The following is a 13,863-nucleotide window of genomic DNA, read 5'->3' as shown; positions in this document are numbered from 1 at the left end:
GCCGCCCATCTCAACGAAATGTGGTGATCGTATGGACCCTATTTTAGAGCGATATCAGGCGCTGGAGGATAAGATCAAAGCCTACAACCCCGGGGTGGATACCAAGCGGCTCTATGACGCCTTCTCCTATGCCGACAATGCCCACACGGGGCAGATGCGCAAGGATGGATCCCCCTATATCACCCATCCGCTGGCCGTGGCCGAGATCGCCGCGGAGCTGGAGCTGGATACCGACTCCATCATCGCATCTCTCCTCCACGACACGGTGGAGGACACCAACGCCACCTATGACGACGTGGCCAAGCGCTTCGGCAAGAGCGTGGCCGATCTGGTGGACGGTGTGACCAAGCTGACCCAGGTCAAGTATGTCTCCAAGGAAGAGGAGCAGATGGAGAATCTGCGCAAGATGCTCATGGCCATGGCCAAGGACATCCGGGTTATCCTCATCAAGATCTGCGACCGCCTGCACAACATGCGTACCATGCAGTACCAGTCCCCCAAGAAGCAGCGGGAAAAGGCCCTGGAGACCATGGAGATCTACGCCCCCATTGCCCACCGCTTGGGCATGCAGCGGGTCAAGTGGGAGCTGGAGGACACCTCCCTCCAGTACCTGGACCCGGTGGGCTACAAGGAGATCAGCGACGAGCTGGCCACCCGGGCCGCCGCCCACGAGGAGTTTATGGCCACCATCCAGCGGAAGATCGAGGAGCGGCTGGCCGAGGAGGGGATCAAGGCCACTGTCTACGGGCGCATCAAGCACGCCTACTCCATCTACCGCAAGATGTACGGGCAGAACAAGACCATGGATGAGATTTTTGATCTCTACGCCTTCCGGGTCATCGTGGACGACATTCCCTCCTGCTACAATGTGCTGGGCTGCATCCACGACATGTTCAAGCCGGTGCTGGGCCGCTTTAAGGACTATATCGGCACCCCCAAGCCCAACATGTACCAGTCCCTCCACACCACCGTCATCGGCCGGGAGGGCCTTCCCTTTGAGGTGCAGATCCGCACCTGGGAGATGCACCACACGGCGGAGTACGGCATCGCCGCCCACTGGAAGTACAAGCAGGGCATGGCCAACCAGAATCTGGGCAGCGAGTCGGCCTTCGAGTGGGTGCGCAAGCTCCTGGAGGCCCAGCAGACCACCGACGCGGAGGAATTCCTGCGCTCCATGCGGGTGGACCTCTTTGCCGATGAGGTCTTCGTCTTCACTCCCAACGGCGACATCATCAACCTGCCCGCCGGGGCCACCCCCATTGACTTTGCCTATTCCATCCACTCGGCGGTGGGCAACCATATGACAGGGGCCAAGGTCAATGGTCGCATGGTGCCCTTTGATACCCAGCTCCAGAACGGCCAGATCGTGGAGGTCATCACCTCCAAGTCGGCCCACGGCCCCAGCCGTGACTGGATGAAGCTGTGTAAATCCAACGAGGCCCGCAACAAGATCCGCCAGTGGTTCAAGAAAGAGCGCCGGGAGGAGAATATCGCCACCGGCCGGGCCTCCTTCGAGTCTGAGCTCAAGCACGCGGGGATCTCTCTGGCCTCTATTACCACCGAGGAGATGCTCCCCCACATCCTCAAGAAGGTGCGCTTCGGCTCTCTGGACGAACTCTATGCCGCCATCGGTTACGGCGGTATGAGCGCCCGGAAGGCGGTGGTGCGCATCAAGGACGAGATCAGCCGCCTCAACCGGGTGCAGGCCGAGCGCAGCGCCGCCCTCCAGGCGGAGCAGACCCCGGTCATCCTGCCCGGCCGGAGCACACCGCCCAAGCAGGAGCCCGCCGCGGCCAAGACCCCCAAGCGCTCCTCCAACGGCATCGTGGTGGAGGGACTGGACAACTGTCTGGTCAAGTTTGCCAAGTGCTGTACCCCTGTGCCCGGGGACCCGGTGGTGGGCTTTATCACCCGGGGCTTCGGCGTATCGGTCCACCGCTCCGACTGCCCCAACTGCGCCCCGGAGAAGCGAAAGCCCGAGGAGGCCGGGCGCTGGGTCAAGGTCTCCTGGGTGGAGGGAGATCAGACCACCTACCAGACCGCGCTGGACATCTCGGCCAAGGACCGGGACGGCCTGACCCTGGATGTGGCCATGGTCCTCTCCGCCGCCAAGGTGAAGGTGAACGGACTCAACGTCCACGCCACCCCCGACGGCTACGCCATTGCCTCCATTCTGCTGGAGGTCAAGAACCAGGACGAGCTGACCAGCGTCATCAACAAGCTGGGGCAGATCCAGGGGGTCTATCAGGTCAAGCGTACCACGGGCTGAGCCAGTCCGTTATACAATCATTATTCCAGGGAGTCCCGCCGTTGGAGGGGCTCCCTCCGCTGTGGAGGCGTGTTCAATGGAAAAGCGTTTTGTGCCCCTTCTGCTGGGGGCGGATATCAATGTGTACAGCATGGCCCGGGCCTTTCATGAGGCCTACGGCGTGCGTACCGTGGCCTATGGGATGTATCCCTCCGGCCCCTGCGTAGGCAGCGACATCATCGACTACCGGGTGTGCGCCAACAACGACGCCCCGGAGGTGGTGCTGGAGAATGTGAAGAAGGTGGCCGCCGAGTTCTCCGACCGGAAGGTCATCGTGCTGGGCTGCGGAGACAACTATCTGACCTCCATCGCCTGCAATCTGCCCCATTTCCCGGAAAATGTCATTGCGCCCTATATCGATCTGGCCACCATGGAGGTCCTGATCCACAAGGAGAAATTCTACGAGCTGTGCGATCAGCACGGCATCGACCACCCCGCCACCTTTGTCTACAAAAAGGGCATGGGACACGACTTCACCCTCCCCTTCTCCGGCCCCTTCGTGGTGAAGCCGGCCGAGTCGGCCACCTACTGGGACCATCCCTTTGACACCCAGAAGAAGGCCTATATCCTCCAGACCCGGGAGGAGGTAGACCGGGTGCTGGACGAGATCTATGAGCACGGCTATGAGGACTCCCTCATCATTCAGGACTTCATCCCCGGGGATGACAGCTTCATGCGGGTGGTCACCAACTACTCCGGCGAGGACGGCAAGGTCCGCCTCATGTGCGTGGGCCACGTGCTCCTGGAGGAGCATACCCGCCACGGCATCGGCAACCACGCCGTCATCATCACCGAGCCCGAGCCCGAGCTGTGCGAGAAGCTCCGCTCCTTCCTGGAGGCCATCGGCTATACCGGCTTCTCCAACTTCGATGTGAAGTACGACCAGCGGGACGGCAAGTTCAAGGTCTTTGAGATCAATACCCGCCAGGGACGGAGCAACTACTACGTCACCGGCGCGGGCTACAACCTGGCCAAATATCTGGTGGAGGACCGCATCGAGCACAAGAGCTGCGAGCTGACCATCACGAAGAACCGCCATATGTGGCGGGTCATTCCCCGGAGTGTGGCCTACGACTACATTCCCAAGCGCTTCCACGGGGAGATGAAGGCCCTGGAAGAGCAAAACGCGGTGGTCAACCCCCTCTTTTACAAGGCCGACCGCAATCTGATCCACAAGCTGCGCATCATCCGGGATCAGTGGCGCTACAAGAAGCGCTATGCCAGCTCCATGGAGAAAGCCAACTGACCGACCGAGAGGAGGAGCCCATGGCAAACGACCGACCGAAGCTGGGTATCCTGGGCGGCATGGGCCCCCAGGCCACGCTGGAGCTGTGCCAGCGCATCGTGGACTATACCGACGCCGACCGGGACCAGGACCATATCCCCACGCTGATTTACAACGATACCTGGATCCCCGACCGTACCGGGGCCATTCTGGGCGGCGATGCCCAGCGGTGCTATGAGGCCCTCCTGTCCGGGGGCCGGGTGCTGGAGGGGGCGGGCTGCTCCATTCTGGCCATTCCCTGCAACACCTCCCACTACTTTGCCGCCCGGCTCCAGGAGGACCTGGGGGGCATGAAGCTGCTCCACATGGTCCGGGAATCGGCCGCGGTGCTGGCCCGGCGGGGATGCCGCCGGGTGGGCGTTCTGGCCACCGACGGCACGGTGCGCACCGGTGTCTATCAGCGGGAGCTCCAGGCGCTGGGGATCGAGTGTCCCCCGCTGCCGGAGGAGATCCAGCGCCGGGTCATGTCCATCATCTACGATGAGATCAAGCAGGGCCGGCGAGGCACACCGGAGGACTTTGTCCCCATTGACCGGGCCGTGCGGGAGGAACTGGGATGCGACGGTGCGGTGCTGGGCTGTACCGAGCTGTCGGTCTTCCGGACCTTCCACGGCCTGCCGGAATTCTACCTGGACGCCCTAGATGTGCTGGCCCGTCGGTGTGTGACCGCCTGCGGTTATCCACTGCGGGAGTGCTAAATGTGGAAAACCCCCGCCGTTCCAATTGGAACGGCGGGGGTTTTTGCTGTTTATTCCTCTTCGTTTTGGAAGAGCAGGCGGTACTTCCCGCTTCCCTCCACGGCGTAGACCGCGTCCAGGTCCTCATCGGCCATGGCGGGGTCAAAGTCCATACCGAACTTGACACAGGTGCCGCAGGAGGCGGACAGTGCCCGGGGCACCGGCATCATGGCGGCGCTGTCTCCCAGCGCCCGGAGTTTCTTCTGAAAGGTCAGGGCGCCGAAGTGGGTGTGAAAGGTGGCGATCTGTTCCATCTTACTTGGTAATGGTCAGCTCAAAGTCATCGCCCACGGCCCGGTGGCTCACCTGATAGCCGGCGTTGGAGGCGAAGCGGGTGATGTTCTGCACGGGAGTCATGCTGTCCACCAGCACCTTGAGGGGGGTGCCCTTCTGAAGGGCCTTCTTGGTCATCAAAACGGGTTCGGGGCAGGAGTAGCCCCGGGCATCCAGTTCATTCATGGTTCTATGCTCCTTTCCGAAATCAGGCTTTCTTGCGGTTGAGGTTGGCAGCGCCGATGGCGGCCACCACAATCAGACCCAGGATCACAGCGATCTGGCCATTGGCGGTGGGACCCTTGGCAGAAGAGGCCAGACCGAAGTTGTGGCAGAAGGCGGCGCCCACGACCATGCCCAGAACGGCCACGGAGGAGTCACTGTTGCCGCTGCCGGAGAGGATGAGCTGCCGCAGGGGGCAGCCGCCCAGCAGGACCGAGCCGAAGCCCACCAGGACCATGCCCAGCAGGTTCCACAGGCCGTCGTTATAGGCCACGGGCTGATCGGTAAACGAGAAGTTGACCGGATTGCCCAGGATCAGGTTGCCCACCAGGGCGGCCACAAAGATGGCGATGAAGCCCAGCAGCAGGTGGAAGTCCTGGAACAGGATGGCGTCGCGGATGCCGCCCACCATGCACAGGCGGGTCTTCTGGGCCAGAGCACCCACCACGAGGCCGGCGATCAGGGCCAGGGCGATGGGAGCGGCCTTGGAGCCGGGAGCCTCCGAGGAGAAGAAGATGAAGGCGGGACGGAGCACCAGCAGTACCAGCAGACCCAGGGAGATCAGGGGCATCACGAAGCCCTCGGCCTTGGGCTGGGGGGTGGATTTCTTCAGGGTGAAGCCGGCGCGCAGGAAGAAGGTGCCCACCAGAATGCCCAGAGCGAAGCCGATGAGGCCGAGCACCGCATTCAGGTCACCGCCGCCCAGGCGCAGGACCATACGCAGGGGGCAGCCCAGGAACATCAGGGCACCCACCATCACACAAAAACCGAGCACAAAGCGCAGGACTGGGGACGAACCGCCGCGGACGTTGAATTCCTTGCCCACCATGGCCATACCCATGGCGCCCAGAACCAGGCCGATGATCTCAGGCCGGATGTACTGAACTGTCTCTGCACGGTGGAGTCCCACAGCGCCGGCAATGTCCCGCAGGAAGCAGGCAATACAAAAGCCCATGTTGTAGGGATTTCCCTGCCAGGAGAGGATGGCGGCGATCAAGCCCACCACCGCGCCGGCCACGATAATAAGGCCGTGCTGTTTCAGCTTTGACATAAAAAGTTCCTCCTTTACCCTTGCACGCCACACAATGCGTACTTACTCGTTTATTATAGCCGCCCTTTCCGCAGAATGGAAATTGAAAACAACGATATAAATATGGTGGTAATATTGAGAAAATCAATAAAGAAGCATGTGGAATAATTACAATATAATTTATTTTATTTTTAAATAAAATATTTCCAAGTGCAAACGGAAGGTGTATACTGAGGGGGAACAGTATGGGGAGGAGCATCCTGTGAGATCCGCGCAAAAAAACGGACCCCGGCTGAGCCGGAGTCCGTCTTTCTATCGCGTAAAGCATAAAATCAATAGCCGGGACGCAGACGTACCAGCTTGTCCCCGCGCGCTTTCACCATACCGATGGCAGCGCCGGGCACGCCAAGGTCTTTCAGACGCTGGAGGAGCTCACTGGAGCGGGATTCGGGCACCGTGATGAGCAGGCCGCCTGCCGTCTGGGGATCGTACATGGCGTCGGACCGCTCCAGCGCCACACCGGGCTCCACCACCACATCGTCGGCCAGATAGCCCATGTTGTTGTAGGCGCCGCCCGGGATGATACCGTCTTTCGCCAGCTCCAGGGCCTTGGGGACGATGGGCACCGCATCGGCCCAGAGTTCAAAGCTCAGGCCGCATCCCTTGGCCATCTCCTGCACGTGGCCCAGCAGGCCGAAGCCGGTGATGTCGGTACAGGCGGTGGGATGCACGGGGAGCATGGCCTCCTGTCCCTTTTTGTTGAGGGTGGTCATGATCGCGAGCATCTCGTCATACTCCGCCTGGGTGAGAAGCCCAGCCTTGGCGGCGGTAGAGAGAATGCCGGTACCAAGGGGCTTGGTGAGGACAAGGATATCACCCTCTTTGGCCCCGTCATTGGTGAGAACCTCGTCCGGATGGGCAAATCCCATCACGCACAGCCCGTATTTGGGCTCCTTGTCCTCAATGCTGTGGCCGCCGACGATGACGGCACCCGCCTCCATCACCTTGTCATATCCGCCGGCCAGGATGCCCTGCACCACCTCCAGAGGCAGGCAGTTGGGGAAGGTGAGCAGATTCATGGCGATTTTCGGCGTGCCGCCCATGGCCCACACATCGGACAGGGCATTGGTGGCGGCCACCTGACCGAACTGGAAGGGATCGTCCACAATGGGAGGGAAGAAATCCACCGTGGCGATCATGGCCGTCTCATCGTTGACGCGGTAGACCGCCGCGTCGTCGCTGGAGTCAAACCCCACCATCAGATTCGGATCATAGATGCGGGGCAGATCGGCGAGCAGTTTTCCAAGGACACCCGGTCCTATTTTGGCCCCTCACCCACCGGCTGAGGTCATCTCGGTCAACTTGATCTTGCTTACATCCGACGACATATTCCGCACCCACTTTCTTGTGTTATGGCTCTCCGGGGGAGAGCGTGTTCTATTCTAACCCTGTTTCCTGCAAATAGCAACCACAACCCGAGAAGAAGAGAGAGGAACGATCATTATGCAACTCAAGCAACTGGAGGTCTTTGTGCAGGTGGCCCGCCTCAAAAGCTTTTCCAAGGCTGCCGACGCCCTCTACCTGACCCAGCCCACCATCAGCGCCCACATCAGCGCACTGGAGGGGGAATTGGGCAGTAAGCTGGTGGTCCGCTCCACCAAGGAGATCCAGCTTACCGCAACCGGCAATATCCTCTACGGCTATGCCAACCAGATCCTGGGCCTGTGCGAGCGGGCGGAGCAGGAGGTCAAGACGGCCTCCTCCGACATCCAGGGCGCCCTGTCCATTGCGGCCTCCACCGTGCCCTCCCAGTACCTGCTGCCCCGCATTCTGCCCCATCTGCGCAAGCGCTATCCCAAGGTCTTTTTCCAGGTGTTTCAGGGAGACAGCAGCCAGGTGGCCCAGCGCATCTTTGAAAACGGCGCGGAGATGGGAATCATCGGCTCACCGGTACAGAAGGCGGGATGCGTCTGTACGCCCTTCTTTTCCGAGCGCATGGTGATCGTTACGCCCAATACGCCGGAATTCCGGGAACTGGACGGGACCATTTCCGGACAGGTGCTGCGCGCCAGTCCCTTCCTAGTGCGGGAGCCCGGCTCGGGTACCCGCAAGCGCAGCGAGGAATTCCTGCGGGGCATTGGAATCGATCCCCGGGAGCTGACCCTGGCGGCCCAGCTTCAGAGCACGGAGAGTATTTTGCAGGGGGTCAAGAACGGCCTGGGTATCTCCATTGTGTCTGGGCTTGCGGCGGCGGACTATGTACAGATGGGCAGTATCCTGTCCTTTGACTATGACAGTCCTCTGCTGGACCGGCAGTTCTATCTGATCCATCACCGCACCCGGCCCCACTCCCCGGCCGCATCTATGCTGCTGCAGGAGCTCCCCCGGTATTTTCAGGGGGAGATTGAGGCGGGCAGCCTCAAAGCGGAACCGACACTGTAAAAAACGGCCCTGCCGCAGCTGCGGCAGGGCCGTTTCCGTTCGCTTCTCAGGGGCGAAATTTAGTTGAAATACTCGGTAATACCGGTCTCGCCGATGTCGTACTCGTTGGGGATATCGATCTTACCGGCCTTGATGTCTTCCACGGTCTGCTCGACCTGAGCCACCACATCCTCAGGCAGGGTGGCCTTGAAGTCCTCGTTCCACTGGAAGGAGATAATGCCCTCCTTCATGCCGAGATACTGGATCTCGCCGGAGGCCTCACCGTTCATGACGGACTCAAACGCAGCCACATAGGCGCCGGGGGCGTCCACCATCATGTTGCCGGCCACCTGCTCAGGAGCACCGGAAATGTAGTCGCCAAAGACGCCGAAGGCATACACACCCTCAGACTCAGACACGGCCTTGATGGCGCCGCTGTTGCCCTCGTCGGCATTGGGGAAGATCACGTCGGCGCCGCCCTGGATCTGGCTCTGGATGGTCTCATAGGCCTCGTTGGAGTTGGAGGCGCTCAGGACGGAGAACTTGACCACGTTGTTGGGGTCTACGCTCTTGGCGCCCAGGGCAAAGCCCACGCCGGGCTTGGTAAAGGAGGGGTAGTCGCCGCTGACGATGGTGCCCATGACGCCGCTCTGGGTGAGCAGGCCGGCCAGAACGCCGCAGACATAGCCGCCCTCCTCGGTGCTCATGCACATGGGGAACTGATTCTCACCGGTAACTGCACCGCCGTTGGTAATGAACCAGGTGTCGGGGTAGTCGGGAGCCACTTCGGAGAAGTACTCGGCAAACTGGCCGCCCTGGCCAAAGACGATCTTGTAGCCCTCAGCAGCCATATTTTCGGCCTCGGCCCGGGCGTCGTCAGCCGTGGTGACCGAGTCGATGATGGCCACCTGGCAGTCGTACTTCTCCTCAATGGCACGCACGCCGTCGGCGCCCTGCTGGCAGTAGCCGCCGTCGGTGGGAGAGCCGGAGAGCATGACGCCGACTTTCCAGGTAGAGGGGTCGTCAGAAGCAGCCTGGGTGGGTTCGGTCCCGCCGCCGCCACAGCCGGAGAGAGCCGCTGTGAGAAGAGAGCAGGACAGGAGCAGAGAAAGTGCCTTTTTCATGTGGGTATCCTCCTCAAAATGAATCAGTGCGCGGGGTCATCAGAAGAATTTTCCGATACCACTATCATAATCAAAAAGGATTCCGCCGTCAAGGGAAACGGCGGTAAAATGGGCCCGTTTGGTCATCCAAACGGGCCCATTTTGATGGTGTGATTTAGTTGAAATAGACCTCGGTTCCGGTCTCGCCGATCTCATACTCGTTGGGGATGTCGATCTTGCCGGCTTTGATGTCCTCGATGGTCTGCTCCGCAGCAGCCACCACATCCTCGGGCAGGGTGGCCTTCAGGTCCTCGTTCCACTCGAAGGAGATGACGCCTTCCTTCATGCCCAGGAACATAATGTCGCCGGTGGTCTCGCCGTTCATGATGGCATCAAACACGGCCACATAGGCGCCGGGGGCGTCGGGCAGGCTGTTGCCGATGACCTGGTTGGGGGCGCCGGAGATGTAGTCGCCGAACACGCCGAAGCCATAGACCTCGGGGTTCTCAGACACGGCCTTGATGGCACCGGAGGTACCCTCGTTGGCGTTGGGGAACAGGAAGTCGGCACCGCTCTGGATCTGGCTCAGCGCGGTCTCATAGGCCTCGTTGGTGTTGGTGGCGCTGAGGACGGCGGATTTGACCGTCACATCGGGGTTGACGCTCTTGGCGCCCAGAGCAAAGCCCACGCCGGGCTTGGTAAAGGAGGGCCAGTCACCGCCGGCGATCACGCCCACCGTATTGGTCTTGGTCATCATGCCCGCGATCACGCCGCAGACATAACCGCCTTCCTCCGTGCTCATGCACATGGGGAACTGATTTTCGCCCACCACGGAACCACCGTTGGTGACGAACCAGGTGTCAGGATAGTCGGGAGCCACTTCGGAGAAGTACTCGGCAAACTCACCGCCCTGACCAAAGATGACTTTGTAGCCCTCAGCGGCCATGTTCTCGGCCTCAGAGCGGGCCATGTCGGCCGTGGTGACCGAGTCGATGATCGCGACCTGGCTGTCATCCAGACCGTATTTTTCCTGAATGGCACGTACGCCGTCGGCGCCCTGCTGGCAGTAGCCGCCGTCGGTGGGAGGGCCGGAGAGCATGACGGCAATCTTGATGTCATCATACTCAGAGCCGCCGGAAGCACCGGAATCGCCTGTGGGAGCAGTGGACGGCTCGGCCGAAGAGCCGCCGCAGGCGGACATCCCCACCATGAGAGCGCCGGCGAGGAACAAGGGAATCAGCTTTTTCATTACATTATCCTCCTTTTGATTGGCATGACTGGGAGCATCCAGTCTATGCAGTGGGATACGCGCCCATGAGAGCGGGCTGATTCGCCGGTGTGACAGACACCGCCGGATATGCCTCCTGTATGCACCTCCAGACGGAAGATGCGGGCACAGGCTTGGAGAACCTCTGAGACCCTTCGGCATGGGGACAGAGTTGCGTCCGTCCAAGGTCATACCCCCGTGGGTGAAAGGAATGGCTCACCACAGTGATATCGTCAAGAATCACAAAAAGATTATATCATATGAAGACTACATGTGGTGAACTTGCCACTATTCTAAAGGAGGAATGAAAAAAAGTCAAGAGGAAATGGTCTATTTAAATAAAATAAAGGTGATTATTTAAAAGGTATTTGTCAAAATAGACAAAAATGAAATGAGGAGTTTACCTTATGGAACTTCAAAAAGGCGGCGTGCAGTTCATCTGCACGCCGCCTCTCGGTCAGGGTAAAATTTACTTTTTGCGGGAATAGGGGGTGTTCTCCAGGGGGAGGGTGGTACGGAACTGGCCGTCCATCTTATAATAGGCACCCTGCACCGCGGGAGGGGTGGGGATGGATGTGATCTCACCGATGCCAACTGCGCCATAGCCCAGTTCAGAGTCCTGGTTGGCCTCCACGATGATGGCCTCCACCGGGGGGGTCTTGTTGGCGCGGAAGAGTCCCAGGGTACCAAACTTGGCGGTGGGCTTGCCTTCCACCAGGGGGAAGTCCTCGGTCAGCGCATAGCCAAGGCTCATGACCACGCCGCCCTCGATCTGGCCCTCTACGCTCAGCGGGTTGATGGCCCGGCCCACGTCGTGAGCGGCCACGACCTTTTCAATGGTGCCGTCCTCATTGAGGCAGACCACCTGGGTGGCATAGCCGTATCCCACGTGGGAAACGGGGTTGGGCTTGTCGGCGCCCATTTTGTCGGTGGCGGCCAGGTACTCGCCATAGAACTCCCGGCCATTCAGATCGGCGAGGGAATTGCCGGCGTCCAGGACCTTCTTGAGCTCCAGACAGGCCCGGCGGCAGGCCTCACCAGTGATGAGGGTCTGACGGGAGCCGGAGGTGGTACCGGCATCCGGGGCATTGTTGGTCTCGGCCTGGGGATAGACCACTACGTCTTGATGCACGCCGAGCGTCTCGCAGGCGATCTGGGTGAGAACGGTGCCCAGGCCCTGTCCGATGCAGGAGGCACCGGCCCGCAGCCAGATTTTTCCGTCCTCCACCGTGATGCGGCAGCGGCCCCAGTCGGGGAGGCCCACGCCGACGCCGGCGTTCTTCATGGCGCAGGCAATGCCGGCTCTGGGGTGGTTCTCATAGACCTCTTTGACGGCCTCCAGAGTCTGCGCCAGGGCAGTGCCGGGGAAGGCGATCTGACCGTTGGGCAGGACCTGGCCCGGACGGATGGCGTTGCGGTAGCGGATCTCCCAGGGAGAGATACCCACTGCCTCTGCCAGCAGGTTCAGGTTACACTCGGTGGCAAAGCAGCTCTGGGTCACGCCGAAGCCGCGGAAGGCGCCGGCGGGCGGGTTGTTGGTGTAGACGGCGGTGCCGTCGATGTCGATAACCTGATAGTTATAGGGGCCGGCGGCGTGGGTGCACAGGCGCTGAAGCACGGGGCCGCCCAGGGACGCATAGGCGCCGGTATCGGTGACCACCACGGCCTTCATAGCGGTGAGGTAGCCGTTCTCATCACAGCCGGTGGTGAACTCCATCCAGGCAGCGTGGCGCTTGGGATGGATGAGGATGCTCTCATCCCGGGTCAGCTTGACCTTGACCGGGCGGTGGGTATGGTAGGCCAGCAGCAGGGCGTGGTGCTGTACGCTCACGTCCTCCTTGCCGCCGAAGCCGCCGCCCACCAAGGCGTTGATCACGTGGATCTGCTCCGGCTTCCAGCCCATCATGAGAGAGCACTCATGCTGGGTATCGTAGGTGCCCTGGTCGCTGGAGTAGATGAGGGCCTCCTGATTCTCGTCATCCACCATGGCCACGGCGCACTCGGGCTCCAGGAAGGCGTGCTCGGTGGGGGGCGTGTAGTAGGACCGGGTGACCACATGGGCCGACTTGGCCAGCACCTCGTCGGCGTTGCCGCGGACCAGATGCTCATGGGCCAGGATATTGCTGTTGCTGCTCTCGTGGACCAGCGGGGAGCCCTCTTTCAGGGCCTCCCGGGCGTCGAAAATGCCGGGCAGCACCTCGTATTCCACCTTGATCAGGGCCTTGGCCTGCTGGACCTGCTCCCAGGTCTCGGCGGCCACCAGGGCCACGGCATCGCCCAAGTAGTGGGTCACATGGCCCACGGGAACCAGAGCGTCCCAGTCCTGCTTCAGATGGCCAACCTTAAAGGAACCGGGGATATCCGCCGCCGTGAGGACGGCATGGACGCCGGGCACGGCCTTGGCCGCGCTGGTGTCGATGGAGAGTACCCGGGCCCGGGGATACTGGGCGCGCAGAGCGGAGCCCACCAGCATGCCGTCGATCTGGATGTCATTGGTATACTGGCCGTAGCCCAGGACCTTCTCGGCCACGTCCACCCGGTGGGCCCGCTGGCCCACGCCGGTGACCACCGGAGGCTTGAGATCTCTGCGGTCCTCCCGGATCAGGCGGGCGGCCAGCTCGATGGCGTCGATGATCTTCTTATAGCCGGTGCAGCGGCAGATGTTGTTGCGGATGGCAAAGGCGATCTCATCCCGGGTGGGATTGGGATTGCGGTCGATGAGGGACTTGCCGCACAGGACCATGCCGGGGATGCAGAAGCCGCACTGGACGGCCCCGGCCTCGCCGAAAGCATAGACATAGACCTCACGCTCCCGCTCGCTCAGTCCTTCGACCGTGAGGATTTCCTTCCCTTCAAATTTGGAGACCTTCTGGACGCAGGCCTTGATGGGGGCGCCATCCACCAGAATGGTACAGGCGCCGCAGGCGCCCTGGTCGCAGCCGTCTTTGACGGAGGTGAGTTTCAGGTCCTCGCGCAGGACATCGATAAGTTTGCGGTCCTGCTCGACGGTTACGGTCTTGCCGTTGACGTTCAGAGTGAACATCTTAAGTTGCCTCCTTTAAATCCTTTGAGATGGTTCTTACCGTGCGGGAGTGGGGTGTAGATGCGGATCGAACGTATCCGGCGGGGGCGATACAGCCCATCTGCATTTTGCACATTCCAATCTCAAAATAAGCTTATTTTCCTTCTTGTTTATAGCTTAGCACTAATTTTTTGG

At 60.9% G+C, this 13,863-nt stretch carries 11 protein-coding genes; 4 read left to right on the top strand and 7 right to left on the bottom strand.

Annotated features, from left to right (window positions below):
- Positions 1-31: 31 nt before the first annotated feature.
- The 3 genes from H8S34_RS04405 to cuyB all read left to right on the top strand — a co-directional run bounded on the left by H8S34_RS04405 (position 32) and on the right by cuyB (position 4,291).
- On the top strand, positions 32-2,269 hold the full coding sequence (locus H8S34_RS04405) for a RelA/SpoT family protein (RefSeq protein ID WP_101692409.1): 2,238 nt from the start codon (positions 32-34) through the stop codon (positions 2,267-2,269).
- 76 nt (positions 2,270-2,345) lie between these two features.
- The gene (locus H8S34_RS04400; RefSeq protein WP_186963147.1) at positions 2,346-3,554 is read left to right on the top strand and encodes a carboxylate--amine ligase; all 1,209 of its coding nucleotides are present in this window, start codon (positions 2,346-2,348) and stop codon (positions 3,552-3,554) included.
- 20 nt (positions 3,555-3,574) lie between these two features.
- A complete protein-coding gene (gene cuyB / locus H8S34_RS04395; protein ID WP_186963146.1) occupies positions 3,575-4,291 on the top strand; it encodes a cysteate racemase in 717 nt (238 codons plus the stop codon).
- A gap of 50 nt (positions 4,292-4,341) precedes the next feature.
- On the opposite strand, the gene H8S34_RS04390 is transcribed toward cuyB, so the two are convergent.
- The 4 genes from H8S34_RS04390 to selD form a co-directional block, all read right to left on the bottom strand.
- On the bottom strand, positions 4,342-4,584 hold the full coding sequence (locus H8S34_RS04390) for a putative Se/S carrier protein (protein WP_101692406.1): 243 nt from the start codon (positions 4,582-4,584) through the stop codon (positions 4,342-4,344).
- A 1-nt stretch (position 4,585) separates the two neighbouring features.
- Complete coding sequence (locus H8S34_RS04385; RefSeq protein WP_186963145.1) at positions 4,586-4,789, bottom strand: sulfurtransferase TusA family protein; 204 nt, start codon at positions 4,787-4,789, stop codon at positions 4,586-4,588.
- 22 nt (positions 4,790-4,811) lie between these two features.
- Positions 4,812-5,876, bottom strand: a complete 1,065-nt coding sequence (gene yedE, locus H8S34_RS04380) for a YedE family putative selenium transporter (RefSeq protein ID WP_101692404.1) — start codon at positions 5,874-5,876, stop codon at positions 4,812-4,814.
- Between the two features lie 311 nt (positions 5,877-6,187).
- Positions 6,188-7,243 (bottom strand): selenide, water dikinase SelD, encoded by a 1,056-nt coding sequence (gene selD / locus H8S34_RS04375; RefSeq protein ID WP_186963144.1) that lies wholly within the window; start codon positions 7,241-7,243, stop codon positions 6,188-6,190.
- Between the two features lie 115 nt (positions 7,244-7,358).
- Here selD and H8S34_RS04370 point away from each other — a divergent pair, with 115 nt between their 5' ends.
- The gene (locus H8S34_RS04370) at positions 7,359-8,297 is read left to right on the top strand and encodes a selenium metabolism-associated LysR family transcriptional regulator (protein WP_186963143.1); all 939 of its coding nucleotides are present in this window, start codon (positions 7,359-7,361) and stop codon (positions 8,295-8,297) included.
- A gap of 59 nt (positions 8,298-8,356) precedes the next feature.
- Here the strand turns inward: H8S34_RS04370 and H8S34_RS04365 are convergent, their stop codons facing one another.
- The 3 genes from H8S34_RS04365 to xdh form a co-directional block, all read right to left on the bottom strand.
- A complete protein-coding gene (locus H8S34_RS04365; protein ID WP_101692401.1) occupies positions 8,357-9,400 on the bottom strand; it encodes a BMP family lipoprotein in 1,044 nt (347 codons plus the stop codon).
- A 154-nt stretch (positions 9,401-9,554) separates the two neighbouring features.
- Entirely contained in the window at positions 9,555-10,628 is a 1,074-nt protein-coding gene (locus tag H8S34_RS04360; RefSeq protein WP_180956809.1) for a BMP family lipoprotein, read from the bottom strand.
- Positions 10,629-11,115: 487 nt separating this feature from the next.
- Positions 11,116-13,689 carry a selenium-dependent xanthine dehydrogenase gene (xdh, locus tag H8S34_RS04355; protein ID WP_186963142.1) on the bottom strand — a complete coding sequence of 858 codons (2,574 nt, stop codon included), beginning with the start codon at positions 13,687-13,689 and terminating at the stop codon, positions 11,116-11,118.
- Positions 13,690-13,863 lie beyond the last annotated feature (174 nt).

This window comes from Pseudoflavonifractor hominis (assembly GCF_014288125.1).
GTDB classification, from domain to species: Bacteria; Bacillota; Clostridia; order Oscillospirales; family Oscillospiraceae; genus Pseudoflavonifractor_A; species Pseudoflavonifractor_A gallinarum.
The sequence above is the reverse complement of the archived record's forward strand: the minus strand, read 5'-3'. Positions and strand labels throughout refer to the sequence as shown.

Bases quoted from the DNA above. Each gene is read 5' to 3' on its own strand.
- H8S34_RS04390 (WP_101692406.1), bottom strand. From the start codon at position 4,584: ATGGAACAGATCGCCACCTTTCACACCCACTTCGGCGCCCTGACCTTT.
- H8S34_RS04365 (WP_101692401.1), bottom strand. From the start codon at position 9,400: ATGAAAAAGGCACTTTCTCTGCTCCTGTCCTGCTCTCTTCTCACAGCG.
- H8S34_RS04370 (WP_186963143.1), top strand. From the start codon at position 7,359: ATGCAACTCAAGCAACTGGAGGTCTTTGTGCAGGTGGCCCGCCTCAAA.
- H8S34_RS04360 (WP_180956809.1), bottom strand. From the start codon at position 10,628: ATGAAAAAGCTGATTCCCTTGTTCCTCGCCGGCGCTCTCATGGTGGGG.
- yedE (WP_101692404.1), bottom strand. From the start codon at position 5,876: ATGTCAAAGCTGAAACAGCACGGCCTTATTATCGTGGCCGGCGCGGTG.
- H8S34_RS04400 (WP_186963147.1), top strand. From the start codon at position 2,346: ATGGAAAAGCGTTTTGTGCCCCTTCTGCTGGGGGCGGATATCAATGTG.
- H8S34_RS04405 (WP_101692409.1), top strand. From the start codon at position 32: ATGGACCCTATTTTAGAGCGATATCAGGCGCTGGAGGATAAGATCAAA.
- xdh (WP_186963142.1), bottom strand. From the start codon at position 13,689: ATGTTCACTCTGAACGTCAACGGCAAGACCGTAACCGTCGAGCAGGAC.
- cuyB (WP_186963146.1), top strand. From the start codon at position 3,575: ATGGCAAACGACCGACCGAAGCTGGGTATCCTGGGCGGCATGGGCCCC.
- H8S34_RS04385 (WP_186963145.1), bottom strand. From the start codon at position 4,789: ATGAATGAACTGGATGCCCGGGGCTACTCCTGCCCCGAACCCGTTTTG.